Origin of the sequence: Cupriavidus sp. USMAA2-4 (genome assembly GCF_001854305.1) — a bacterium.
GTDB classification, from domain to species: Bacteria; Pseudomonadota; Gammaproteobacteria; order Burkholderiales; family Burkholderiaceae; genus Cupriavidus; species Cupriavidus malaysiensis.
The window spans coordinates 2,202,843-2,227,835 of record NZ_CP017749.1; the positions used below are offsets into that span (position 1 = coordinate 2,202,843).

The 24,993-nt window shown below is 70.4% G+C and carries 22 protein-coding genes; 6 read left to right on the plus strand and 16 right to left on the minus strand.

The genetic code is table 11. The annotated features are described in order from the left end of the window. The first annotated feature begins 50 nt into the window (after positions 1–50). The gene (locus BKK79_RS29635; protein ID WP_071039596.1) at positions 51–1,859 is read left to right on the plus strand and encodes a SulP family inorganic anion transporter; all 1,809 of its coding nucleotides are present in this window, start codon (positions 51–53) and stop codon (positions 1,857–1,859) included. A 22-nt stretch (positions 1,860–1,881) separates the two neighbouring features. On the opposite strand, the gene BKK79_RS29640 is transcribed toward BKK79_RS29635, so the two are convergent. The 3 genes from BKK79_RS29640 to BKK79_RS29650 form a co-directional block, all read right to left on the minus strand. Then, complete coding sequence (locus BKK79_RS29640) at positions 1,882–2,841, minus strand: tripartite tricarboxylate transporter substrate binding protein (RefSeq protein ID WP_071021392.1); 960 nt, start codon at positions 2,839–2,841, stop codon at positions 1,882–1,884. A gap of 168 nt (positions 2,842–3,009) precedes the next feature. Beyond that, the gene (locus BKK79_RS29645; protein ID WP_198173341.1) at positions 3,010–3,444 is read right to left on the minus strand and encodes a VOC family protein; all 435 of its coding nucleotides are present in this window, start codon (positions 3,442–3,444) and stop codon (positions 3,010–3,012) included. Positions 3,445–3,577: 133 nt separating this feature from the next. Further along, a complete protein-coding gene (locus BKK79_RS29650; protein WP_071021389.1) occupies positions 3,578–4,891 on the minus strand; it encodes an MFS family transporter in 1,314 nt (437 codons plus the stop codon). A 203-nt stretch (positions 4,892–5,094) separates the two neighbouring features. On the opposite strand from BKK79_RS29650, the gene BKK79_RS29655 reads away from it, so the two are divergent. Continuing rightward, on the plus strand, positions 5,095–5,493 hold the full coding sequence (locus BKK79_RS29655; RefSeq protein WP_071021387.1) for a DUF488 domain-containing protein: 399 nt from the start codon (positions 5,095–5,097) through the stop codon (positions 5,491–5,493). A 66-nt stretch (positions 5,494–5,559) separates the two neighbouring features. Here BKK79_RS29655 and BKK79_RS29660 read toward each other — a convergent pair whose 3' ends face one another. From BKK79_RS29660 to BKK79_RS29710, 11 genes are all read right to left on the minus strand, one after another. Next, positions 5,560–6,396, minus strand: coding sequence for a carbon-nitrogen hydrolase family protein (locus BKK79_RS29660; RefSeq protein WP_084085325.1), 837 nt, complete (start codon positions 6,394–6,396; stop codon positions 5,560–5,562). Beyond that, a complete protein-coding gene (locus BKK79_RS29665) occupies positions 6,393–7,391 on the minus strand; it encodes a serine hydrolase (RefSeq protein WP_198173342.1) in 999 nt (332 codons plus the stop codon). Before BKK79_RS29665 ends, BKK79_RS29660 begins: the two co-directional genes overlap by 4 nt. 14 nt (positions 7,392–7,405) lie before the next feature. Continuing rightward, a complete protein-coding gene (locus BKK79_RS29670) occupies positions 7,406–8,851 on the minus strand; it encodes a gluconate:proton symporter (protein WP_071021384.1) in 1,446 nt (481 codons plus the stop codon). A 67-nt stretch (positions 8,852–8,918) separates the two neighbouring features. Beyond that, entirely contained in the window at positions 8,919–9,893 is a 975-nt protein-coding gene (locus tag BKK79_RS29675) for a Bug family tripartite tricarboxylate transporter substrate binding protein (protein ID WP_071039597.1), read from the minus strand. A 105-nt stretch (positions 9,894–9,998) separates the two neighbouring features. Continuing rightward, positions 9,999–11,432 carry an N-acyl-D-amino-acid deacylase family protein gene (locus BKK79_RS29680; RefSeq protein ID WP_071039598.1) on the minus strand — a complete coding sequence of 478 codons (1,434 nt, stop codon included), beginning with the start codon at positions 11,430–11,432 and terminating at the stop codon, positions 9,999–10,001. Between the two features lie 62 nt (positions 11,433–11,494). Beyond that, positions 11,495–11,869: a RidA family protein gene (locus BKK79_RS29685; protein ID WP_071021375.1), complete on the minus strand. Its 375-nt coding sequence runs from the start codon at positions 11,867–11,869 to the stop codon at positions 11,495–11,497. Between the two features lie 73 nt (positions 11,870–11,942). Then, complete coding sequence (locus tag BKK79_RS29690) at positions 11,943–13,196, minus strand: D-amino acid dehydrogenase (protein ID WP_071039599.1); 1,254 nt, start codon at positions 13,194–13,196, stop codon at positions 11,943–11,945. 139 nt (positions 13,197–13,335) lie between these two features. Further along, a complete protein-coding gene (locus BKK79_RS29695) occupies positions 13,336–14,268 on the minus strand; it encodes a LysR family transcriptional regulator (protein ID WP_071039600.1) in 933 nt (310 codons plus the stop codon). A 100-nt stretch (positions 14,269–14,368) separates the two neighbouring features. After that, the gene (fahA, locus tag BKK79_RS29700; RefSeq protein WP_084085667.1) at positions 14,369–15,688 is read right to left on the minus strand and encodes a fumarylacetoacetase; all 1,320 of its coding nucleotides are present in this window, start codon (positions 15,686–15,688) and stop codon (positions 14,369–14,371) included. Between the two features lie 14 nt (positions 15,689–15,702). Next, positions 15,703–16,533 carry a cyclase family protein gene (locus BKK79_RS29705; protein WP_071021364.1) on the minus strand — a complete coding sequence of 277 codons (831 nt, stop codon included), beginning with the start codon at positions 16,531–16,533 and terminating at the stop codon, positions 15,703–15,705. Positions 16,534–16,576: 43 nt separating this feature from the next. Next, positions 16,577–17,851 (minus strand): MFS transporter, encoded by a 1,275-nt coding sequence (locus BKK79_RS29710; protein ID WP_071039602.1) that lies wholly within the window; start codon positions 17,849–17,851, stop codon positions 16,577–16,579. A gap of 182 nt (positions 17,852–18,033) precedes the next feature. Here BKK79_RS29710 and BKK79_RS29715 point away from each other — a divergent pair, with 182 nt between their 5' ends. Continuing rightward, on the plus strand, positions 18,034–18,708 hold the full coding sequence (locus BKK79_RS29715) for a TetR/AcrR family transcriptional regulator (RefSeq protein ID WP_071021359.1): 675 nt from the start codon (positions 18,034–18,036) through the stop codon (positions 18,706–18,708). 39 nt (positions 18,709–18,747) lie between these two features. On the opposite strand, the gene BKK79_RS29720 is transcribed toward BKK79_RS29715, so the two are convergent. Both BKK79_RS29720 and BKK79_RS29725 read right to left on the minus strand, forming a co-directional pair. Beyond that, the gene (locus tag BKK79_RS29720) at positions 18,748–19,755 is read right to left on the minus strand and encodes a PAS domain-containing protein (protein WP_071039603.1); all 1,008 of its coding nucleotides are present in this window, start codon (positions 19,753–19,755) and stop codon (positions 18,748–18,750) included. After that, complete coding sequence (locus BKK79_RS29725; protein ID WP_071021355.1) at positions 19,752–20,669, minus strand: LysR substrate-binding domain-containing protein; 918 nt, start codon at positions 20,667–20,669, stop codon at positions 19,752–19,754. The genes BKK79_RS29720 and BKK79_RS29725 overlap by 4 nt, the downstream gene beginning before the upstream one ends. Before the next feature lie 101 nt (positions 20,670–20,770). Here BKK79_RS29725 and BKK79_RS29730 point away from each other — a divergent pair, with 101 nt between their 5' ends. From BKK79_RS29730 to BKK79_RS29740, 3 genes are all read left to right on the plus strand, one after another. Continuing rightward, positions 20,771–21,844, plus strand: coding sequence for a tartrate dehydrogenase (locus tag BKK79_RS29730; protein ID WP_071021353.1), 1,074 nt, complete (start codon positions 20,771–20,773; stop codon positions 21,842–21,844). A gap of 294 nt (positions 21,845–22,138) precedes the next feature. Beyond that, entirely contained in the window at positions 22,139–23,755 is a 1,617-nt protein-coding gene (locus BKK79_RS29735) for a BCCT family transporter (RefSeq protein ID WP_269466358.1), read from the plus strand. 105 nt (positions 23,756–23,860) lie between these two features. After that, positions 23,861–24,982, plus strand: a complete 1,122-nt coding sequence (locus BKK79_RS29740; RefSeq protein WP_071039605.1) for an aromatic ring-hydroxylating oxygenase subunit alpha — start codon at positions 23,861–23,863, stop codon at positions 24,980–24,982. The last annotated feature ends 11 nt before the right edge of the window (positions 24,983–24,993 follow it).

A 24,993-nucleotide genomic window follows, 5' to 3' on the forward strand; every position in this document is an offset into this window, starting at 1 on the left:
ACGGCCCCGGGCGCGATGGCGGGCTTAACCTGCAAGCGTAGCCCGTGCCCATGAATCCCGCGCTCTACCGGCTGATGCCGGGCCTGGAAGAGCTGGCGAAGTACCCGCGGCAGCATCTGCGTGCCGACCTCTCCGCGGGCCTGTCGGTGGCCGCCGTCTCGCTGCCGGTCAGCGTGGCCTATGCCCAGTTGGCCGGCCTCAGTCCGGCCGCCGGCCTGTACAGCTCGGTGCTGCCGATGGTGGCCTATGCGCTGTTCGGCTCGTCGCGCCAGCTGATCGTCGGTCCCGACGCCGCCACCTCGGCGATGATCGCCGCCACCCTGATGCCGCTGGCCGTGGCCGGCAGCGAGGACTACCAGGCGCTGGCGGTCTCGCTGACCCTGCTCACCGGCATCTTCTGCATGGTGGCCAGCCGCTTCCGCTTCGGCTTCCTCGCCGATTTCCTCTCCGTTCCCATCCTGACCGGCCTGCTCAACGGCGTGGCCGTCAGCATCGTCATCAGCCAGTTCGGCAAGGTGACCGGCCTGGCACTGGCCGGCCGCGATGCCATCAGCCAGATTCTCTCGCTGGCCGCCCAGGCCGGCCAGGTGCACCTGCCGACCTTCTTCGTGGCGGTCGGCACCGCCGCGCTTTACCTGACCGTCAAGGCCTTCTGGCCGCGCGGCCCGGCGGCGCTGAGCGCGCTGGTGGCCGCCGTCGCCGGCAGCCTGATGTTCCGCGCCAAGGCGCTCGGTGTCGCCATGGTCGGGGCCCTGCCGTCAGGGCTGCCCGGCTGGGTCGCGCCGTCGCTGCCGCACGAGATGCTCGGCACATTGGTGCCGGCTGCCGCCGGCCTCGCGCTGATCTCCTTCAGCAGCGGCATGCTGACCAGCCGCAGTTTCGCCGTGCGCAACGGCTACCGCGTCGATGCCAACCGCGAGTTCCTCGCCATCGGCGTGGCCGACGTGGTCAGCGCGCTGAGCCAGGGTTTCGCCATCAGCGGCTCCAGCTCGCGCACGGTCGTCAACGAAGGGGCGGGCGGGCGCACGCGCCTGGTCTCGGTGGTGGCGGCCGCGGCCATGCTGCTGGTGCTGCTGGTGCTCGGCGATGTGCTGGCGCTGGTGCCGGTGGCCGCGCTGGGCGCGATCCTGGTGGCCTCCGCGCTCGGCCTGATCGACCTGGGCGGGCTGATGGCGCTGCGCCGCTTCAGCCGGGCCGAGCACGCCATCGCGCTGGTCACCCTGGCCGGCGTGGTGCTGTTCGGCGTGATGTCCGGCATCCTGGTGGCGGTGACCCTTGCCCTGCTGCGCTTCCTGGTGCAGATGGCGCGGCCGTCGGACCAGCTGTTCGGCATCATTCCCGGGCACGAAGGACTCTATGAACTGGCGCACTACCCGGAAGCGCAGGCCGTGCCCGGCCTGCTGATCTACCGCTTCGAGTCGCCGCTGACCTTCTTCAACGCCGACTATTTCAGCGTGCGCGTGGCGGCGCTGGTGGAGGCCCAGGCGCCGCGCTGGGTGGTGATCGACGCGGTCTCGATCGCTTCGCTGGACCTGACCGGCGCGCTCGCGATCCGCGACCTGCAGGAAGCGCTGGCCAAGCGCGGCATCCAGCTCGTCATCGCCGGCCGCACCGCCCAGCTGCTGGCGTGGCTGGACCGGCGCGGCATCGCGCCGGAAAGCACCGGCATCCTCTACTACCCGAACCGGCTGGCGGCACTGGCCGCCTTCGAGGCGAGCGTGGCGGCCGCGCAGCCCGCCGCTGGTGATGGCGGCGGCCCCAGCGCTGTTGTCGCAGCGCCGGGCGACGGCGTCGACGATGCGCATGGCGCTGCGCCGGCGCGGGACCGGGAAGACCCGACGCCGGGTACGGCCGCCTGAGCAGGGCGCGGCCCGCCCAGGCTCAGTCCGCCGACGCGCCCGAGCGCCGCACCACCGGCCCCCACTTGCGGATCTCGCTGGCGACGAAGCGGCCGGTCTCGTCGGGGCTCATTGGCATCGGCTCGGAGCCGCGCTCGACGATGAATCGCTTCAGTTCGGGACTCTGCAGGGCCTTGACGGTCTCGGCATTGAGCTGGCCGAGGATGGCCGCCGGCACGCCCTTGGGGGCCATCAGCACGGCCCAGCCCACCGCGTCGAATTCCGGCCAGCCCTGCTCGCGCACCGTCGGCACGTTCGGCAGCTGCGGCACGCGCCGCGACGAGGTCACGGCCAGCGGCACGGCCTTCTGCGACTGGATCAGCGGCAGCGCGGCCGTGACCGAATCCACCATCAGCGGGATCTGGTTGCCGAGGAAGTCAGATTGCGCCGGGCCGCTGCCCTTGTAGGGAATGTGGACCATGAAGATGCCGGCCTGCGCCTTCAGCAGCTCGGCCGAGAGGTGCTGGGTGCCGCCGATGCCGGCGCTGGCATAGCTGTACTTGCCCGGCGCCGCCTTGGCCTTGGCCACCATGTCGCGCAGCGAGGTGATGCCCGAGGCCGGCGTGGCCAGGAATACCAGCGGCACCGAGAACACGCCCGAGACCGGGGCGAAATCGTGCTGGGGATCGTAGGCGAGCTTCTTGTACAGCGTCTGGTTGATGGCCATGGCGCTGCCCGCCATCACCAGCGTATAGCCGTCCGGCGCGGCGCGCGCCGCCAGTTCCATGCCGAGGTTGCTGCCCGCGCCGGCGCGGTTGTCGACCACCACCGACTGGCCGAGCTGCTTGCCCAGCCGCTCGGCCAGCGCGCGCGCGAAGATGTCGGTGGCCTGTCCCGGCGGGAACGGCACGATCAGCTTGATGGGGTGGTCGGGATAGGCGGCGTGCGCTTGCGCGGCTGCACTCAGCAGCAGCGCCGCGCACAGGCGGGCGGCAGGTTTCAATGCGGTCTCCTCGGGGGTGGCGTCGCCGCCGGACTGGACTGCCGGCGGCGCGGTCGCTCGATCGATGCGGCGCGCCTTCGCACTCGCGGTGGCGCGTTGGTCGGGGCGGGCGACTCCGTTATTGTACTGAAACTAAGACATGACTGTGCCGGCACCGCAGGGAGCCGTTCAGGGCTCGCCGCTGCCGCCGCTGCCGAATACAGGGGCATCGCGCAGGGCCGGATCGGCGTCGCTGTCGATCTCCACCAGCAGTCCGCCGGGGAGGCGCACGAACACCTGCGTATCGCCGCGCTCGGGCACGCGGCGTACTTCCGGCGCGTAGCCCAGCGCGCGCAGCCGCGCGATCAGCGCCGCCGGCGCTTCGTCGGTGCGGAAGGCGATATGGCCGAGCGTGGCAATGCCGGCGCGCGGGTCCTCGCTCTCCACCACGTGCACGAAGGCGTCGTCGCCACGGTAGAGCCACTCGCCGGGGAAGGGGAAGGGCGGGCGCCAGCCGGGCGCGAAACCCAGCGCCTCGGAGAAGAAGCGCCGCGTCTGCGCGCTGTCGTGGCTGATCAGGTTGAGATGGTCGAACACGACCTTGGGGCTGGCTTCGGATGGCATGGCGGCTCCGGGGATGCGTAGTGGTACACGGGCATCGTGCGCGCGCCGTGCGCGCGCATCAAGCCGCCGCGGTTTGCAGGAGTTTCAAGCGCCGTTTGACATGGCGCGCGCTGACGGCCCCGCCGGGCGCGCCTCAGAGCTCGTGGTGCAGGTAGGCGGCCTGGCGCGGCAGGCGCAGCGCCACCAGGAAGGCGACCACCATCATCACGGTGACGTACCAGAAGAACGCGGTCTCGTGGCCGATTGTCTTGAGCCCCAGCGCGACATACTCGGCCGAGCCGCCGAAGATGGCGTTGGCGATCGCATAGGCCAGTCCCACGCCCAGCGCGCGCACCTCGGGCGGGAACATCTCCGCCTTCACGATGCCGCTGATCGAGGTATAGAAACTGACGATGGCCAGCGCCACGCTGATCACGATGAAGGCCAGGAAGGGATTGTGCACCTGCTGCAGCCAGGTCAGGATCGGCACGGTGAAGATGGCGCCCAGCGCGCCGAACAGCAGCATGTTGGCGCGCCGGCCGATATGGTCCGACAGCGAGCCGAACAGCGGCTGCATGCACATGTAGAAGAACAGGCAGGCGGTCATCACATAGCTGGCGGACTTGATGGTCATGCCGGCCGAGTTGACCAGGTACTTCTGCATATAGGTGGTGAAGGTGTAGAAGATCAGCGAGCCGCCGGCGGTGAAGCCGAGCACGGTGAGGAAGGCCGCCGTGTGGTTGCGCAGCAGGCTCGCCAGCGATCCCGCCTCGCGGCTCTCGCGCGTGGCCGCGGTGGTGGTCTCGTGCAGCGAGCGGCGCAGGAACAAGGCCACCACCGCCGTGGCCGCGCCGACCGCGAAGGGAATGCGCCAGCCCCAGTCCTTCAGCTCGGCCTCGTCGAGGAACTGCTGCAGGATCACCACCACCAGCACCGCCAGCAGCTGGCCGCCGATCAGCGTGACGTACTGGAAGGAGGAGAAGAAGCCGCGCCGGCCGCGCAGGGCCACCTCGCTCATATAGGTGGCGGTGGTGCCGTACTCGCCGCCGACCGAGAGGCCCTGGATCAGGCGCGCGACCAGCAGCAGCGCGGGCGCCATCACGCCGATGCTGGCGTAGGTGGGCAGGCAGGCGATCAGCAGCGAGCCGCCGCACATCATCGTCACCGAGATCACCATCGCGATCTTGCGGCCGTGGCGGTCGGCGATGCGGCCGAACATCCAGCCGCCGATCGGCCGCATCAGGAAGCCGGCGGCAAACACCCCGGCCGAGTTGAGCAACTGGACGGTGGGATCGTCCTTGGGGAAGAAGGCGTGCGCGAAGTAGATCGCGCAGAAGGCGTAGACGTAGAAGTCGAACCACTCGACGAGATTGCCCGACGAGGCCGCCACGATGGCGAAGACACGTTTGCGCACTTCCTCGGCGCTGTAGTGGCCGGGGGCGCTGGTCTGGCTGTCCGCGATGGTCATGTCGGTCGCGCTGCAATGTCTTGCCGTCGCACGCCACGGCGAGAGGCCGGTTGGCGCTGGTTCCAGTCGATTATAGGAGGCGATCGGCGCGATGGCGCAGGCATAGCGTGCGCCGCACGGCATAATCTGCGGGCGGTGCGCGCAACGGGTGGAACGGATGTTGCGCCGCGCCATCCGATCGACAGGGACAGGAGGAGCAAGACATGGCAATCCGCATCGTACGGCTGGGCACGCCGCGCGCGCCCGGCGAGGGCCTGCGCATCGGCACGGTCCGGCGCCCGCCGCGCGGCGTGCCCAAGACCGAGTTCGCGGCGCAGGACTGGTACGACGTATGGTTTCCGAACCTGGCGCCCAGCGCGGAGCTGATGAAGCAGGCGCTGGAAGCCCAGCGCAACCACGACGAGAAGGGCTGGGCCGGCTTCGTCAGGCAGTTCCGCGCCGAGATGGCGCAGCCGGGACCCACGCACGACCTCGATCTGCTGGCCGCGCTGTCGCATCGCAGCGATGTCGCCATCGGCTGCTATTGCGAGGACGAGGCCCATTGCCACCGCTCGGTGCTGCGTGTGCTGCTGGCCGGGCGCGGGGCGGCGCTGGTGGACTGAGCCGGTGCGGGCGGTGCCGTCCCTCGCCGCGCGCAGCGGGGCCGGCGTCGCTTGGCTTCGGCGGCTTCAGCCGCGCTCGGGCAGGCCGCCGAAGTACAGATCGGTGCGGCGGTGATCCCAGGCCGGCAGCGCGCCGCGCAGGCGCGCCACGCGGGCAGGGTCCAGTTCGGCCGTGATGTGGCCGGTGGTGTCGGGCATGCAGGCCAGCACCGTGCCCCAGGGGTCGATGATCATGCTGCGGCCCAGGCAGGGCAGGCCCGGCCCCGGTCCGCCGATCTGCGCGGCGGCGATCACATAGCACTGGTTCTCGATGGCACGGGCGCGCAGCAGCGTCTCCCAGTGGTCGCGGCCGGTGTGCACGTTGAACGCGGCCGGCACCAGCAGCACGTCGGCGCCGCGCGCGCGCAGCGTGCGGTAGAGCTCGCCGAAGCGCAGGTCGTAGCAGATGCTGAGACCCAGCGTCAGGCCTTCCGCGGCCACCGTCTGCAGGCTGTCGCCCGGCGCGAAGTCGGCCGATTCGCGGTAGGGCAGGCCGTCGACCACGGCATCGTAGAGATGGACCTTGCGGTAGCGCGCGGCCAGGCTGCCGTCCGGCGCGAAGGTCAGGCCGCTGTTGCCGAGACGTGCTTCGCCCGGCAGGCGTTCATGCATCGAGCCGAGGTGGATCCAGCAGCCGGTGCGCCGCGCCAGCGCCGCGATGCGCTCGGAGACCGGGCCCGGCACCGTGCTGGCCGCGGCCTGCAGGGCGGCGGAATCGCCACGCACGTCGCTGTATTCGGGGGTCACGATCAACCTGGCGCCATCGGCGGCGGCGGCCAGGATCCCCTGTTCCAGCGCGGCCAGGTTGGCTTGGCGATCCTGCCGGCTGTCGAGCTGGAGCGCGGCTACCTTGATACCCATCATCTTCCCCCCTGGCCTGCGTTGTCTGCGTTGCCCGTGTCGCAGGGATCGCAGGGATCGCCCTCCGGCTCTGCCTCCAGCGCCAGCGCGACCGCGCGCGCCACGCCGGCGAGCAGGGCGGCGCCGTCGCCGCCCTGCAGTTCGCGGGCGGTGCGCGGGTCGGTGAAGCCGTCGGCCAGCACCGCCAGCACGACGCTCTGGTCGCCCACCGTCAGGATGCCGGCATCGTGGCGCAGGCCGGGCAATTGCCCGGTCTTGTTGGCCAGCCGCGCCGCCGCCGGCAGCGCGGCGCCGAAGTGGGCGCGCTCGCGCTGGTCGGCCAGCAGCGCGAGCCCGAAGGCACGCAGCGGCGCCGGCAGCGTGTCGCCGCGCAGCAGCCAGCCCAGCGCCGCGGCCGTGTCGCCGGCGCTGGTGAAGTTGTCGCTGCCGGCCGCGCGCGCGGCGGCATCCATCATGCGGCGCTGCAGCCGCGTCTGCGCCAGTCCGGCCCGTTCGCACCAGCCGTTCACGGCGTCGAAGCCGAGCAGGGCGATCAGCGCATTGGTGGCGACGTTGTCGCTCAGCACGATCATCAGCCGTGCCAGCTCGGCCAGCGTCAGCTGCCGCACGCTCGGCAGCTGCGCCAGGATGCCGGTGCCGCCGACCCGCTCGATGCCCGCCAGGGACATCTCCTGCGCCAGGCGCAGGCGGTCCTGGCCGACCTGTTCGAGCATGGCCAGCAGGATGGGCACCTTGACCAGGCTGGCCGAGGGCATGGCGCAGGACGCCGCGCGCTCCAGCACGATCGAACCGTCGCGCAGGCGCAGGCTCAGCGCCACGCGCGCCGGCGTGGCGGCCAGCAGCGGGGCCAGGCCGGCCTCCACGCGCGCGCGCAGCATGGCGCGCCCGGGCAGGCGCGCGCCGAGCGGGAAAGCGTCGCCGTCCACGTTGTCCACGTCGTTTACGTCGTTCACGTCATTCACACCCTTCACCTCGTTCGCATCGATGGCATCGATCATCGCCGCTCCTCCGTTCAGACCAGCAGGAAGAACAGCCCGGAGAACATGGCCAGGTTGACCACGATCACCGCCCAGCCGTTGTAGAGCATGTACTTGAGCTGGGTCGAGCGCGCCAGGCCCATCTGGCCGAACATGTCCGAGGTGGGGAAGGGGCCGAACCAGTCGATCTGCGAGCTGCCCAGGATCACCGCCGTGGTGGCCGCGGGGCCGACGCCGGCCGCCGCCAGCAGCGGGCCGAAGATCTTGGCGGTGAAAGTCATCTGCGCCACCGCCGCGCCGGGGATGTGGCCGATCACGTTGAACCACAGGATGATCACGCACAGCATGGCGCCGCCGATGCCGGCCAGGTGCGGGCTGGCGAGGTCGAGCAGCGCATGGTAGGCGTTGAGCTTGTCGACCAGCACCAGCACCGGGTTGAACAGCCAGAACAGGAAGAAGATCCAGATCAGCTTGCCGGCGCCGGCATACATGGCCTGCAGGATGGCGCGCGGGCCCATGCCGCCGGCCAGGCCGGTGGTGGCGGCCAGGGAGACCATGACGATGATGGCGAAGGCGAAGCCGGCCTTGGCGACCACGCCGGCGGCGGCCAGGCCGACGATGGTCAGGCAGAAGGCCCAGGCGGCGCGCACGGCCTGGCGCGGCGGCTCGGCGGACAGGTCGAAGGCGGCGCGGCTGCCGTCGGCGGCTTCCTCGTACTGGTGCTGCGCCTCGGTCATCTTCTGGATGCGGCCGGACATGAACCAGCCGCTGGCCAGCGTGGCGGCGGCCATCGGCAGGCCGGCCACCATCAGGTACTCGGGGTAGCTCAGGCCGGTCAGGCCCAGTACCGTGACCACGTTGGGCGTGAACGGTCCCAGCACCAGGCCGGCCGAGCCCGCGGTCTGGAACAGCGCGGCGACCGCCGGCGGCGACAGGCGCACCGCGGCCGCGATCGGGATCACCACCGCGGCGATGATGGCGTTGCCGCCCGCCAGCGTGCCCAGCGCGCCGCAGATCAGCGTCGACGTCACCATGATGCCCAGGCGCACGCGCACCTGGTTGGACAGGCCGATGCGGCGCACGATGGCGCGCACCAGCTGCTCGGCGGCGCCGGTGCGCGCGGCCACCTCGCCCACGCCGGCCCCCAGCACGATGATCAGGCCCACCACCGCGATGAAGGAGCCCAGCGAATCCGCCAGCAGCTTGCCCATCGCCACCGGCGTGGTGCCGGTCATGATCGCGCCCAGCACGATGGCGGCAATGGTGGACAGCACGATGTCCACCCCCAGCAGCGCGATGATGGCGAAGACGAGCACGGGGGCCAGTCCCCACAGGCTGGTCTCGCCGGGCATGGCGAAGTGGGCGTAGAGGGCGATGGCCAGTCCGGCGAGGAACACGGCGATGGCCGCGTTGCGCTTGCCTGGCTGGAGTCCGGGGGAAGCCGCGCTGGCGGGCGCGGCCGGGCTTGCTGCGGATGTCATTGGGGGCTCCTGCTTGCTGTGGTGTTGCCTGGGGGGGGGGCCGGATAGGGCTGCGGCGGCCCGCGTCTTATTGCGGCGCGATGCCGGCCTTGCGGATCACGCTGCCCCAGCGCTCGTATTCCTGGCGGATCTGGCGCGCGAAGGCGTCCGGCCCGGAGGCGACCGGGAAGGCGCCGGCATCGACCAGGCGCTGGCGCGTGGCAGGATCGTCGAGCGCGGCCTGGAAGGCGTCCGCCAGCCGCGCGCGCACCTCGGCCGGCAGCCTGGCCGGGGCCACCACGCCGTACCAGGCGCTGACGTCGTAGTCCTTGAAGCCCTGCTCGGCGAAGGTCGGCACCTCGGGCAGCTTGTCGTTGCGCTGGGTGCCGGTGATGGCCAGCGCGCGCAGCTTGCCGGCCTTGATGAAGGGCAGCGAGGAGGGGAAGTTGTCGAAGATCACCTTGACGTTGCCGCCGATGGCGTCGTTCAGCGCCGGCGCCGAGCCCTTGTAGGGCACGCTGATCATGCTGGCTTCGCTGAGCTGCAGGAACCAGGCCATGCCCAGGTCGTTGATGCCGCCCGCGCCGGCGTTGGCGTAGCTTTCCTTGCCGGGGTGCGCCTTCACGTAGGCGACGAACTCCTTCAGGTTGTGCGCCGGAAAGCCCGGATGCACGCTGAGGATGTTGGGGCTGCTGACCAGGTTGCGCACCGGCGTGAAGTCCTTGACCGGGTCATAGGGCGGCCGCGCCAGCAGGTGCGGCGCGGTGCCATGGGTGCTGACCGTGGCCAGTCCCAGCATGTAGCCGTCGGGCCTGGCCCGTGCCACCGCGGTCATGCCGATGGTGCCGGCCGCGCCCACGCGGTTATCGACCACGATCTGCTGGCCGAGGATCTCCGACGCCTTGCTGGCGACGATGCGGCCGACCACGTCGGTGGGGCCGCCGGCGGAGAAGGGGATCACCAGCGTGATGGGCCGCTCGGGATAGGCGGCGTGGGCCAGGGCGGCGGTGCCCAGCGCCAGGGCGCCCAGCGCGGGTGTCAGCAGGAAGTGTCGGCGTTTCAAGGCAGTCTCCTCTCGTATCTCGAATCTCTAATTTCGTGTTTCGTATCGCGCAGGGGGCGTGCAGGGGGCGTGCAGGGTGTCCCGGCGGCCCGCCGTGCGCACTGTTCAGTGGTGCAGGAATTGCCCAGCGGCGGCGCCGCTCGCGCCCTCGGGCCCCCACACCTGCAGGCCGTTGACGTAGACGGCGTCGATGCCGGCCGAGGGCTCGCAGGGCTGGTCGTAGTCGGCCCGGTCGATCACGCGCCCGGGATCGAACAGCACCAGGTCGGCGGCATAGCCGGCCTGTAGCACGCCGCGTCCGGGCAGGCCGAACACCGCCGCCGGCAGCGAGGTCATGCGGCGCACCGCGTCCTCCAGCGTCAGCAGGCCCAGCTCGCGCGCGTAGTGGCCGAGCACGCGCGGGAAGCTGCCCCACAGGCGCGGATGCGGGTAGGGGCCGGGAATGCCGTCCGAACCGATCATGGTGCGCGGGTGCGACAGCACGCGGCGCAGGTCGGCCTCGTCCATCTGGAAGTAGATCGCGGTGGCCGGGCCGAGCCGGGCGGCGGCGTCCTCCAGCGACACGCCCCAGTCGGCGGCGATCGCCGACAGGTCGCGCCGCGCCTGTTCCGGATGGGGCTGCGAACTGGTCACGATGATGCGCTCGGCCTCGCCGACGAACTCGGGCAGCAGCACCGTCGAGCTGGCGGTGTACGGGTAGACGTCGAGCGCCACGTCCTGCGTGGCCAGCGCCTTGTCGATCAGCCCCAGCGTGACCGTGGTCTTGCCGAAGTTGCGGCGGCCGATGCATTTGTGGTGCGAGATCACCACCGGGATGGCCGCCTCGCGGCCGATCTCCAGCGTCTCGCCCACGGCCTCGACGACCTGGTCGCGCTCGCTGCGCATATGGGTGGTGTAGAGCGCGCCCGGGTGGCGCGCCGTCACGCGCGCCAGCGCCACCACCTCGGCGGTGGGCGCGGCGCGGCTGGCCGGGTAGCTGAGCCCGGTGCTGAGCCCCAGGCCGCCATCGCGCAGGGCCTGGTCCAGCGCCGCCGCCATGGCCTCGATCTCGGCTCCTGTCGCCGCGCGCGCGGTGTCGTCCATGGCGCCGGCGCGCAGGGTGCTGTGGCCCACCAGCAGTCCCACGTTGACGCTGGGTGGCGCCGCTTCCAGCGCGCGCCGGTAGTCGGCCACGGTGGGGAAGCGGTAGTCGGCGGCTTCGCCCAGCAGCATCAGCGGCGGCGGCAGGCCGTGGCGCGGCACCAGCGGCGCGATGCTGATGCCGCAGTTGCCGGCGATCACGCTGGTGACGCCCTGGCTGGTCTTGGCCGCCATGGCCGGATCGGCCAGCAGCGCGCTGTCGTCGTGCGTGTGCACGTCGATGAAGCCCGGCGCCAGCACGCGGCCGCCGGCGTCGATGGTGCGCGCGGCCTGCCAGCCGGCGCAGTCGCCGACGGCGGCGATGCGCCCCGCGCTGACGGCGAGCGCGCCGTCGCGGCGCGCGGCGCCGGTGCCGTCGATCAGGGTGGCATGGGTGAACAGCAGGTCGCAGGTTGGCATGGGGGAGGCTCTCCGGGAGGGGGCGGCGTGGGGGCCGGCGGTGGTGCGTGGGCGCTGGTCCTTCAGCCTGGCGCGGCGTAGGCCAGGATCTCGACCAGCATCTCCGGGCGGCCGAAGCCCGCGGTGACGATGGCGGCCCGGTTGGGGTAGGGGGCCGGGATCATTTCCGCATAGACGCGGTTGAAGACGGCGAGGTCGGCCCGGTCGGTGACGTAGACGACGACCTGGGTGAGGTCGGCAAGGGTACCACCGGCCGCTTCCAGGGTCTGCTGCAGGTTGCGCAGCGTCTGGCGCGCCTGCGCCTCGATGCCGCCGGCCACCACGGCGCCGTCGGCGCCGAGCGGGATCTGCGTGGTGAACAGGATGCCGTTGCCCAGCACGGCCCATTCCACGGGGGCGGGCGAGCGGGGCAAGGCGGTGTCGATGATCTGTTTCATGATGGGTTTGCTGGCGGGTTTCTGGTGTGCTTGCCCGGGGCTGGTATGGGACCGCGATGAGGGGCGGAGCGCGTCAGCGCCCGAGCGCGAAGGCGGACAGGTCCAGCGCGGCCGGCCGCCCGGCCATGGCATCGGCCAGCAGGGTGGCGCTGCCGCAGGCCAGCGTGAAACCCAGCGCGCCGTGGCCGGTGTTCAGCCACAGGTTGCCGTAGGGCGTGGCGCCGACCAGGGGTTTGCTGTCCGGCGTGGCCGGACGGCCGCCGCACCAGGTGGCGGCGGCGTCGAAGTCAGCGCCGCCGGGGAAGGTCTCGCGCGCCTGCTGCGTCAGCAGGGCGATGCGGCGCTGGTCGGCACGCGCATGGCGGCCCACCAGGTCGACCATGCCGGCCACGCGCAGTTGCCCGCCCAGGCGGGCATAGACCACCTTGTAATGCAGGTCCGTCACGCTGAGGGCGGGCGGCAGGTGGCGCGCCGGGTCGACCGGCGCGGTGAGGCTGTAGCCGGTGAGCGGATACATCGGCAGGCGCAGGCCCAGCGGCGCCAGCAGCGACACGCTGCGCATGCCGGCGCAGACCACGAAGGCGTCGGCCTCGATGTCGCCCGCGCTGGTCTGCGCGGCCACCACGCGGCGGCCTTCGCGGCGCAGCCCGTCCACACGCACGCCGCAGCGTATGCGCGCGCCGAAGCGGCGTGCGGCCGCGTCGGCCAGGCCGACGGTGAAGGCATGGCAGTCGCCGGCTTCCTCGCTCGGTGTGTGGATGCCGCCCGCGAGCTTGTCGCGCAGGGCGGCCAGCGCGGGCTCCAGCGCCACGCAGGCGGCGCTGTCGAGCGCTTGCTGATGGCTGCCCAGGGTGGCCTGGTAGGCCAGTTGCCGGCGCGCGGCGGCGAAGGCCTCGGGATCGCGGTAGACCACCAGCTTGCCATTGCGCTGGTAGTCGAAGGCGAGCGCCTCGCGCTCGACCAGCTCGTGCACGCGGGCACGGCTCAGCTGGCCCAGGCCGAGCAGTTCGGCTGTGACGCGCCTGGCTACGCTGCCGCGGCAGGCGCGCAGGAAGGCCAGGCACCAGCGCCATTGCTGCCAGTCCAGGCGGGGCACGAAGCGCAGCGCGGAATCCGGGTCGAGCAGCCAGCCGGGCAGCTTGGGCAGCACGGACGGATCGGCCAGCGGCGCCACGTAGCTGTAGCTGAGCTGGGCGCCGTTGGCAAGGCTGGTCTCCAGCCCCAGCCCGTCGCGCGCCTCGAGCAAGGTGACGGCATGCCCCTCGCGCGCCAGGAAATAGGCGCTGGCGACGCCGACCACGCCGCCGCCCAGAACGCATACCCGCATGTCTTGCCTCCCGCCTCTAGATACCAGTGCCAATCCCATTCCGATGCAGCGGCCGCCGGGGCGGCCACGCAGGACGACAGTGTTGACGAGGCGGCGCCGCGATTCAAATGACGATTAGCGCATACCCTATAACCTGGGGTTATGCAGTCGGCGCGGACGCCGCGCCGGCACCGTCGCCCGGCGCCTCGGCGAAGCGGGTCCGCAGCACGTCCAGCAGGGTGTCCAGCGCGTGCGACGAAGCGGCCCCGTCCGGATAGATGGCCGCCACTCCTACCGACAGCGGCGGCGCCAGCGGCCGGATCAGCAGTTCCTCCTTGCTGGCGCGCAGCGCGAACTGGGCCGTGAACTGGTCGACCAGGGCGTAGCCCACGCCGCACTCGGCCAGGGCCGCGGCCACGTAGTAGGTGCGCGCCTCCACCATCGGCGTGCGCTCCTCCAGCCCCAGGTCGTGGCAGGCCTGCGCGATCAGGCCGCCGAGCGGGTCGCTGTTGCCGATGCCGATCCAGTGCTGGTCGTCGAGCCCGGCCAGCGCCACCGGCCCCTGTGCCGGCGCGCTGGCCGGCGGCCCCAGGTAGACCACCGCCGCCCGGCCCAGCTCGGCGGCGTGCACGCCCGCGCGGGCCGGCGGATCGAATACCACGGCGATGTCCAGTTCGCGCGACAGCACCAGTGCCAGCAGTTCGTCACCGTGGCGGGTCTGCACTTCCAGCGACACGCCGGGGCAGCGCTGGCGGAACTCGCGCACCGCCTGCGGGATCAGGCTCAGCCCCAGGCTGGGCAGGCAGCCGATGCGCAGGTGTCCCTCCGGATGCCGCTTCAGGTTGCGCGCCAGCCGCCGCACGTTCTCCAGGTTGGCGAACAGGTGCGCCGTCTCGGCGTGCAGCAGTTCCGCCTCGCGCGTGGGCAGCAGGCGGCCGTGGGCGCGCGTGAACAGCTTGAAGCCGAGGTCGCGCTCGGCGTGGGCCAGCACCTTGCTGGCGGCGGGCTGGGAGATGAAGAGGAGCTCGGCGGCACGGCTCAGCGAGCCGGTGCGCATCACGGCATGGAAGATCTCGAGGTGGCGGAGGCGCATGGCGCGGCGGGGAGGGCGGTCGGTCTGGCCGCAGTGTAGCGGATGGCGGCCGCGGCGCCGGAGGTTCCCCTCCGGTCGGAGCGGAGGGGGCGCCGTGCTGTCAGGCCGCCGGTGGCGCCGCCACGGTGCCGTGGCAGGTGCCGAAGCCGATGCGCGCGAAGCCGGGGCGTTCGCACCAGCCGCGCAAGACGACGGTGTCGCCGTCCTCCAGGAAGCCGCGCCGCTCGCCGTCGCCGATCTCGACCGGCTGCGTGCCCGACACGGTCAGCTCGATCAGCGCGCCGGCCTCGCCGGCGGTGGGACCGGAGATGGTGCCGCTGCCAAGCAGGTCGCCCGGCTGCAGGTTGCAGCCGCCCATGGTGTGGTGCGCGATCATCTGCCCGAGCGTCCAGTACTGGTGGCGGAAGCTGGTGCGGGTCAGCGCATGCGGCTGGCCGCCGCGTGCGCGCTGGCGCGCGCTCTGGATCGACACTTCGAGCTGGATGTCGAAGGCGCCGGCGCGGGCGTTGTCTTCGGAGCGCAGGTAGTCGAGCGGCTGCGGTCGCTGCGGCGCGCGCGACCAGCCGGTACGGTAGGGCAGCAGGGCTTCCAGCGTGACCAGCCAGGGCGAGACCGTGGTGGCGAAGTTCTTGGCCAGGAAGGGGCCGAGCGGCTGCATCTCCCAGGCCTGGATGTCGCGTGCCGACCAGTCGTTGAGCAGGCACAGGCCGAACAGGTGCTGCTGGGCGTTCGCCAGCGGGATCGGCGTGCCGCGCGCGTTGCCGGTGCCGATCACCGCGCCCAGTTCCAGCTCGTAGTCGAGCCGGCGGCACGGCTCGTGGACGGGGGCGGCGCCCGGCCTGGCGCGGGTCTGCCCGAGCGGCCGGAACACCTGCTGGCCGCTGACGCCGATCGACGAGACCCGGCCGTGGTAAGCGATCGGCAGCCAGTCGAAGTTGGCGCTGACCTCCAGGCCCAGCTGGCGGCTGCAGTTCACCGCGTGGTCGAGCGAAGTATAGAAATCCGTGTAGTCGCCGATGCGCACCGGCACCGCATACTCGGCCTGCGCCTGCGGCACCAGCGCCGCACGCACGGCCTGCACGGCCTGTTCGCGGGCGCTGCCGGCCAGCAGCAGGGCGAACAGTTCGTGGCGCAGTGCCTGCCAGGCGGCGGGGCCCAGCTCCAGCAGGGCATTGAGCGTGGTCCCGGCCGCGGCGGCGGCGGCCTCGGCGGCGCGGTCGCGCAGGCAGCCTGCCTGCAGCAGGGCGGCGAGGTCGACGATGCGGTCGCCGATGCCGACGCCGCCGCGCCAGGCTTCAGCGCTGTTGCCGCGCCGGAACACGCAGAACGGCAGGTTCTGCAGCGGGAAGTCGGTATCGCTCGCATTGGCCTCGTCCAGCCAGCTGCGGCGGGAGGCGTCGTGGGTGTGGTTCAGTTCCATGTTCATGCCTGTCGTCATGCCTGTCGTGGCGCGCTCAACCCGCCCGCCGCGTTCAGCGCGTCGTCGAAGATGGCGACGGCGCGCGTCCAGCCCGCCGAGGCGCCGCGGATCTTGTGCGGGAAGCAGGAGATGTAGAAGCCGTGCGGCGGCAGCGCCTCGAGGTTGTGCAGCTTCTCCAGGTGGCAGTAGCCGATATTGCGCCCCGCCTTGTGGCCTTCCCAGATCAGCGCGGCATCGTGGGACTGCGCGTACTTCTTCGCCGTGTGCACGAAGGGCGCGTCCCAGCTCCAGGCATCGGTGCCGGTCAGGCGCACGCCGCGCTCCAGCAGGTACATGGTGGCTTCCAGTCCCATGCCGCAACCGGCCGCGACGTAGTCGGGATGCCCGTAGCGCTGCCCCGCGCGGGTGTTGACCACGACGATCTCCAGCGGCGCCAGCACGTGGCCGATGCGGGCCAGCTCGGCCTCGACGTCGGCGGCGGTGACCACGTAGCCGTCGTCGAAGGCGCGGAAATCCAGCTTGACGCCCGGCTGGAAGCACCACTCCAGCGGTACCTCGTCGATGGTGGTCGAGCGCTCGCGTTCGCCGAGCGCCTCGTTCATGGTGCTGTGGAAGTGATACGGCGCGTCGAGGTGGGTGCCGTTGTGGGTGCTGAGCTGGATCTGCTCGATGGCCCAGCCTTCGCCGTCGGGCAGGTCGGCCGGCCGCAGCCCGGGAAAGAAGGACGCTACCTGCTCGGCGGTGGAGCGGTGCGACAGGTATTCGATCCGGGGGCCGAAGCCCGGGGGATCGGAGACGACATCGTTTTCCAGGTAGATCGACAGGTCGACGAAGCGGCGGGTCATGGGCGGTGCTCCTTGGCGATGGCGGGAGAGGGTGTCGGGGGGATCAGGAATCGAGCGAGGCATCGGCCGGTGCGCCGGCAGCGCTGCGGGGGCGGGAACCCGCGCCGGCGGCATCGCGCGGCAGCAGGGCCACCACGGCGGCGGCCAGCAGGAACAGCGCGCCGCACAGTGCGATGCTGTTGGCGAAGCCGAGCACGCCGGCCACCGAGCCCAGCGTCAGCGGCGCGAAGGCCGAGATGCCGCGGCCGACGTTGAAGCAGAAGCCGGCCCCGGTGGCGCGCAGCCGGGTCGGGAACAGCTCGGCGAAATAGGCGCCGACCAGGCCGGCGAAGGCCATGAAGAAGGCGAACACCGGGCCGAGCAGCAGCAGCGCGCCGTGGCCGGTGGTCATCGCATACAGGGGCAGCGTGAGACCGGTGCCGAGCAGCGACACGATGATGGCGCGCTGCTTGCCGATGCGGTCGGCCAGCAGCCCGAAGGCGTTGTAGCCGAGGAACATGCCGAGATTGAGGACCGCCACGAAGCCGGCCATGGTGGCCACGTCCAGGCCGCGCTCCTTGACCAGGAAGGTGGGCAGCCAGGTGGTCGCGCCCCAGTAGGCGGCAAGGGCCAGCGCCGAGGTGGCGGTGCCGAGCACGGTGATGCGGCGCAAGGCCGGGTCGAACAGCTCGGCGAGGCTGGCGCCGGCCGGGGCGCCCGCGGCGGACGCCGTGGTGGATACCCTCATGCGGCGCTGCGCCAGCCAGACCTCCGATTCCGGCACGCGCAGCCAGACATAGGCGATGGCGATGGCCACCGCGGCGCCGCAGGCGAAGAACAGCACGCGCCAGCCGTGCGCCGGCAGCAGCCAGGCCGAGGCGGCCGCGGCCACGCTGGCCCCGACCGAGAAGGAACTGAGCACGAAAGCCGTGGCGCGCCCGCGCTGGTGTGCCGGCCAGGTCTCGTTGACATGGGCGGCGGCGGTGCTCCAGACCCCGCCGAGCCCCAGCCCGGAGAGGAAGCGCAGCACCAGGATCTGGCGCCAGTCGGTGGCGCCGGCGATGGCCATGGTCAGCACGCCGAAGCTCGCCAGCGACAGCAACAGGGCGGTGCGGCGGCCCAGCGTGTCGGCCAGCCGCCCCATCACCACGCTGCTCAGGCCGATGCCCAGCAGCGTGGCCGTGACCAGCAGGCCGGCCTGGGCCTGCGTGATCTGCAGCGAGGCCGTGATGGCCGGCATGGCGATGGTCAGGATGATGATGTCGACCGCGTCGAACAGGTAGCTGAGGAAGCAGCCGATCAACACGCGCCACTTCAGGGATGCCGGGGTGGGGGCCACGATCTCTCCTCGTCAGGTCCGGCTGTGTGCCGGCGCATTCGGTGCACGCACTGTACGATCGTACAGTCAGTTTATGTACTAGGGTTAACCGGGGGAGGAAGGAAGCGGAGGGGGCGGGAGCGGAGCCGGCCGCGGCGGCGGCATCGTTCGCTACAATCGGGACTTCTTTTCGCGGAGACAGCATGCAAGGCAAGAAAGCGCCAAGGGCGGCAGCCGGGCCGGGCGCGGTGCCGGCACCGCCGGAGGCAAGCAAGCGGGAGCGGGTGCTGGACGCCGCCGAGCGGCTGTTCGCCGAAGGCGGCTTCGACGGCGTATCGATGCGCGACATCGCTGCCGCGGCCGAAGTCGGGCTGCCGCTGATCGTCTATCACTTCGAGACCAAGGCCAAGCTGTACCGGGCGCTGTTCGAGCGCCGCAAGACCGTGCTGGAAGCGCGCCTGGCCGCCTTGCACGCGCCTGTAGCGGAAGGGGAGGACCCGCTCGAACACATCGTGCGGGCCTTCGTGGAACCGGTGATGCGGATCCAGGACAGCGCGCCCGGCATCGCCTACGCCAAGCTGGTCGCGCGCGAAGCCTCGGATCCGCGTGAGTCCGAGCGCGGCATCGTGACCGACTACTTCGACCCCTTCGCCAAGGAGTTCGTGCGCGCGATCCGCAAGGTCCTGCCCGGCCATCCTGCCGGCTACGCCCACTGGGCCTACCTGTTCTCCGTCGGCGCGCTGGTCACGAGCGTGTTCGACAGCCGCATCGAGCGCATCTCCGCCGGCAAGGTCAAGGCGGGCGACCTGCGGCGCAAGACCGCCTACCTGGTCACCTTCATCATGGCGGGCATCCGCGCCGGGGCGCGGCAGGACTGAGCGGATTCCCCGGCCCCCGGGGAGGGCGGCAGCGCCGCTTCAGGCGGGGCGGATGGCGACGGCGAAGTACCCGCTGGCGTGATCGCCGGTGGTGTCGCTGTCCGCGTTCCGTACCAGGGTGGCACGGATGCCGACGGCCAGCGCGGTGCCGTCGGGTGCGAGCAGTTCGGCCTGGAAATCGGCCTGGGGCCTGCCGCGCAGCATGCGCCGCAGCCGCCCGCCGCCATCGGCGAAGGCACTTGCCAGTCCGGCGCCCAGCAGCGCCTCGCGGTCCGTGCCCAGCATGGCCGCCAGGGCGAGGTTGGCTGACTCGCAGCGCAGGCCGGTGTCCAGGATCGCCATGCCTTCCGCCGCCAGGTCGAACATCACCTGGAAACGCTGCTGCTGGTCACGCAGGGACTGCTCGGTCAGCTTGCGCGCGGTGTTGTCCATGCTGATGCCGACGATCTTGACGATGCGGCCGTCGAATTCGCGCATCGGCGTGGCGCGCGAGGAGATCCAGCGGATGCTGCCGTCCGGCTGGATCAGCCGGAAGTCGAACTCGTGCGCATGCCCGGTACGCAGCGACTCCTCGTAGGCCGCGTTCATCATGGCGATGTCGTCGGCATGCACGTGCTTCCAGAAGCTGGCGTTGCTGTCGATATGCCAGCCGTAGACCGACTCGACATTGGCGGAGTAGGCCACGTCGTCGGTGACCAGGTTCCATTCCCAGGTGACGATGCGCGCGCCCTCCTGGGCCAGCTTCATGCGGGCCTCGCTTTCCATGATCTCGGCGGTATAGCGGCGCCGCACGTCCGTCATCGGCAGTGTCACGGCGCCGGCGTCGTCGAGTTCGCGCCGGGCCTGCTCGCCATAGCGCAGCCAGATCCAGTTGACGCCGAGGAAGGCGGCGAGCTTGCGCAGCTTCTCGTAGTCGATCTCGCCGCCCTTGGTCCACTTGTGCACGGCCGGCCGCGAGACCTGCAGCGCCGTCGCCACGGCCTGCAAGGTCAGTTTCTTGTGTTCGAGGAGTTCCTTCAGGCGGAAAGCAAAGCTGTTCTCAGTCATGGCCCGGCATTCTGGATCGAGGCCTCGTGCAGATGCCTCTCGAAGAACTCGACGCAGGCACGCAGCCGCGCCGAGCCCGAAAGCCGAGAAGGATACACCGCCCAGATATCGGCATCCTGGCGGTAGTCCGGCAGGACCTGCTCGAGGGTGCCGGCGGCCAGGCTGGCGCGCACGTCCCACAGCGAGCGCAGCATGATGCCCCGGCCGCCCAGGGCCCAGCCGTGCACGATCTCGCCATGGTTGGAGGACAGCGTGCCGCGCACCTTGACGTTGCGCTGGCCGTCCGGTCCGCCCAGGCGCCAGACGCCGAAGGGATGGTCACGCTCCTTGGTCACCAGGCAGTTGTGCGTGGACAGGTCTTCCAGCGTCCGCGGCCGGCCGTGGACGGCCAGGTAGGCCGGCGCCGCGCACAACACGCGCCAGTTGCGCGCCAGCCGGCGCGCGATCAGGTGCGGGGCGATCTCGTTGCCGATGCGGATGTCCAGGTCGATGCCCTCGGCGATCAGGTCGACCAGCTTGTCGAAGACGTCGAAGCGGATCTCCAGGCCGGGATGGGCCGCGCTCAGGCTGGACAGCAGGGGCGCCACATGGCGGCGGCCGAAGCCCACGCTGCTGCCGATGCGCACCAGGCCGCGCGGCGTGCCGCCGGCGGCGGAGACATCGTCGAGCAGTTGTCCGACTTCGTCGAGCATGCGCAGCGCCCAGCGCCGCACGCGTTCGCCGTTCTCGGTGAGCGAGACCTGCCGGGTGCTGCGGTGCAGGAGCTTCGCCCCCATCACCTGTTCCAGCAGCTTGATGCGCTTGCTGACATAGGCCGGCGAGCTGCCCAGCTCCTGCGCGGCGGCGATGAAGCTGGCGCGCTGCGCCACCAGCAGGAACACGCGCAGGTCGTCGAGCGGCGGGAGATTGTTCACGATTCGTACTCCTGGTATCCACGGAGGGGCGGCTGTGCCGCGAGCGGTTTGTTGGCAAGCTTGCTGTGTTCCTTGCACAGAGACAGAGAGCACAAGCCAACATGACCACACCATTCCGCATTGCCGCCATCGCCGGCGATGGCATCGGCAACGAGGTGCTGCCCGAGGGGCTGCGCGTCGTCGAGGCCGCCGCGCGCAAGTTCGACCTGCCCATCGAGGTCCGTCACTTCGGCTGGGCCAACTGCGACTACTACCTGCGCCACGGCCGCATGATGCCGGACGACTGGAAGGCCCAACTCGACGGCTTCGACGCCATCTACTTCGGCGCCGTAGGCTGGCCGGAGAAGGTGCCCGACCACGTCTCGCTGTGGGGCTCGCTGCTCAAGTTCCGCCGCGAGTTCGACCAGTATGTCAACCTGCGCCCGGTGCGCCTGCTGCCGGGCGTGCCCTGCCCGCTGGCGGGAAAGCAGCCGGGCGATATCGACTTCCTGGTGGTGCGCGAGAACACCGAGGGTGAGTACAGCGCGGTGGGCGGGCGCATGTACGAGGGCACCGAGCGTGAAGTGGTGATGCAGCAGTCGGTGTTCAGCCGCCACGGCACCGACCGCATCCTGCGCTATGCCTTCGAACTGGCACGCGCGCGCCCGCGCCGCAGGCTGACCTCGGCCACCAAGTCGAACGGCATCGCTGTCAGCATGCCCTGGTGGGACGAGCGGACCGCCGCGGTCGGCGCGCACTACCCTGAGGTGGCCTGGGACAGCCAGCACATCGACATCCTGTGCGCGCGCTTCGTGCTGCAGCCGGAGCGCTTCGACGTGGTGGTCGCTTCCAACCTGTTCGGCGACCTGCTGTCGGACCTGGGCCCGGCCTGTACCGGCACCATCGGGCTGGCGGCTTCGGCCAACCTGAACCCGGAACGGCGTTTCCCCTCGCTGTTCGAGCCGGTGCACGGATCGGCTCCGGACATCTACGGCAAGCGCATCGCCAACCCGATCGGCATGATCTGGTCGGGTGCCATGATGCTCGACTTCCTTGGCGGTGCGCCGGGCCGCCAGGCGCACGATGCCATCCTTGCCGCCATCGAGACCGTGCTGCGCGAGGGGCCGCTGACGCCAGATGCCGGCGGCCGCGCCGGCACCAGCGACGTCGGCAAGGCGATCGCCGAGGCGCTCTGACGCCATAGCCTCATCACGGCGAGCCGGAGGTGCCGCACGCCAACGGGCGTGCGGCATCGACGGATCACCACGTCTGCCACCAACACAGGGAATACCCCATCGGTACTTGTGCATGCCGGGAAAAGTGCTTACATTAGCTTCGTAAACCAAAGGTTACGGTAAACCAATGGTTTACAAAAAGCAAGGAAAGCATCGACAGAAGCAGAAAGCCGCGATTCCGTCCCACCCGCGGCCACCGGCAGGCAAGCCCGCTACAGAACACTCGTGCGCCAAGACGCACCGGAGGAGATCCACTTGAAAACATCCATGCCCCGCCGCGACGGGTTCCTGACCGCCTGCACGCTCGCCGCCGTGCTGGTCACCGTCGTCGCCATGACCTACTGGCCCGCGCAAGCGGCCGCCACCGCTGCCGTGCTGTTCGACTGGTCCACGCGTTCCTTCGGCTCGCTGGTCCAGGTCTTCGTGTTCGGCTGCGTGATCGCCTGTATCGCGCTGGCCTTCAGCAAGTACGGCAACATCCGCCTCGGCGAAGGCAAGCCCGAGTACTCCACGCTGTCGTGGGTGTTCATGTTCATCTGTGCCGGCATGGGCTCGTCGACCATGTACTGGGGCGTGATGGAATGGGTCTACTACTACCAGTCGCCCGGCCTCAACCTGCCCAAGGGATCGCGCGAGGCGCTGGAATACAGCATCAGCTATTCATTCTTCCACTGGGGCCTGAGCGCCTGGGCGGTGTACGCGCTGCCGTCGCTGGCCATGGCCTATCACTTCCATGTGCGCAAGAACAAGGGCCTGAACCTCGCCGCCGTCGTCGAGGCTGTCACCGGCTTCCGCGCCACCGGCGCGGTGGGCCGCCTGGTCGACCTGATCTTCCTGCTGACCATGTTCGGTGCGCTCACGGTGTCGATCGCCCTGACGGCGTCGACCTTCACCCGCGGCCTGTCCGGCCTGTTCGGCCTGCCGGACACCTTCACCATGCAGCTGATCGTCATCGTCGGCGTGTCGGTGCTGTTCTCGATGAGTTCCTACATCGGCATCGATGGCGGCATGCAGCGCCTCAGCCACATGGTGTGCTGGGGGGCGCTGCTGCTGGCCGCGGTGGTGTTCGCCATCGGCCCGACGCTGTTCACCGGCAACAACATCGTCAACGGCCTCGGCCTGATGCTGCAGAACTACGTGCACATGAGCCTGTTCACCGATCCCACCGGCGACGGCGCCTTCAGCCGCGGCTGGACGGTGTTCTACTGGCTCTGGTGGGTGTCCTATTCGCCCGGCGTGGCGATGTTCGTGGCACGTGTGTCGAAGGGGCGCAAGATCAAGGAGGTCATCTATGCGCTGCTGCTCGGCGGCAGCGTGGGCTGCTGGTTCTTCTTCGGTGCGCTGGAAAGCTACAGCATGCACCAGTTCCTCACGGGAACCATCGACGTGCCCGCCATCCTGAAGCAGTTCGGCGGCGAGACCGCGGTCGAGATGCTGCTGTCGGCGCTGCCGGCCGGCAAGCTGTTCCTCGCCGTCTACCTGGCCATCATGATCGTCTTCCTCGCCGCCCACGTCGATGCAGTGGCCTATGCGGTGGCCGCCACCACGACCCGCAATCTCGCCGAAGGGCAGGACCCGGCGCCGGGCAGCCGCGTGTTCTGGTGCGTGATGCTGACCCTGGTGCCGCTGGCCATGCTGTTCACCAAGGCCTCGCTGGAAACCATGAAGACCGCGGTGGTGCTGACGGCCATCCCCTTCCTGGCCATCCTGGCCGTCAAGCTGTTCGGCCTGTTCCGCTGGCTGCTGCAGGACTATGCCGATGTGCCGGCGCACCTGATCGAGAGCGTGCCCCCGCTGGAGTCCGCCGCCACGGCCGATGGCCGCGAGCCGGCCGGCGCGGGCGAACGGCAGACCGCCATCGCCAACGGATGAGTGCTGGCATCCGCGCCGCACCTGCAAGCGACGCTGCCCGCCCAGGCATTTTTTTTACGCAAGAAAGTTAAACAATATTTAACGGTTAACCCGAGGAGTGAACTGATGAAGCCGATCGAACAGTTGCCCGAGAATTTCTGCGCGGACGAGGAGAACGCGTGGACCCTGCCGGCCTCGTACTACACCCAGCCGTCGGTCTTCGCCTACGAGAAGGAGAAGATCTTCGCCGACAGCTGGATCTGCGTGGCCCATCGCAGCGAGCTGGCCGAGCCCAACGACTATGTGACGCGCGAGATCATCGGCGAGAGCATCGTCGTCCTGCGCGACCGCGAGGGCGTGCTGCGCGCCTTCTACAACGTCTGCCCGCACCGCGGCCACCAACTGCTGTCGGGCAGCGGCCGCGCGCGCAACGTGATCACCTGCCCGTACCACGCCTGGACCTTCAAGCTCGACGGAGAACTGGCGCTGGCCCGCAATTGCGACAACGTGCCCAACTTCGACAAGAGCAAGGCCAGCCTGGTGCCGGTCAAGGTGGAGGAGTACGCCGGCTTCGTCTTCATCAACATGAACCCGGAGGCCGGCACCGTCGAGGCGCAGCTGCCCGGCCTGGAGGCCCGCCTGCGCGCCGCCTGCCCGGTGGTCGACCGCCTGCACCTGGGTGCCCGCTTTGTCACGGAGACGCCGGCCAACTGGAAGAGCATCGTCGACAACTACATGGAGTGCTACCACTGCGGCCCGGCGCACCCGGGCTTCTCCGATTCGGTGCAGGTGGACAAGTACACCCATACCCTGCACGGCAACTGGACGCTGCAGTTCGGCCTGGCCAAGTCGTCGGAGAAGTCGTTCAAGCTCGACGACTCGATCAAGGACCCCAGCTTCAGCGGTTTCTGGGCGTGGCCGTGCACCATGTTCAACGTGCCGCCGGGCGGCGACTTCATGACCGTGATCTACGAGTTTCCGGCCAGCGCGGAAGTCACGCTGCAGCACTACGAGATCTACTTCCTCAATAAGGAGCTGACCGAGGCCCAGCAGAAGCTGGTCGAGTGGTACCGCGACGTGTTCCGCCCCGAGGACCTGCGCCTGGTGGAAAGCGTGCAGCGCGGCCTCAAGTCGCGCGGCTATCGCGGCCAGGGCCGGATCATGGTCGACCGGCAGCGCAGCGGCATCAGCGAGCACGGCATCGTGCATTTCCACCGCAAGGTGGCCAAGGAATACGAGGCGGGCTGAGCGGTGTCGAG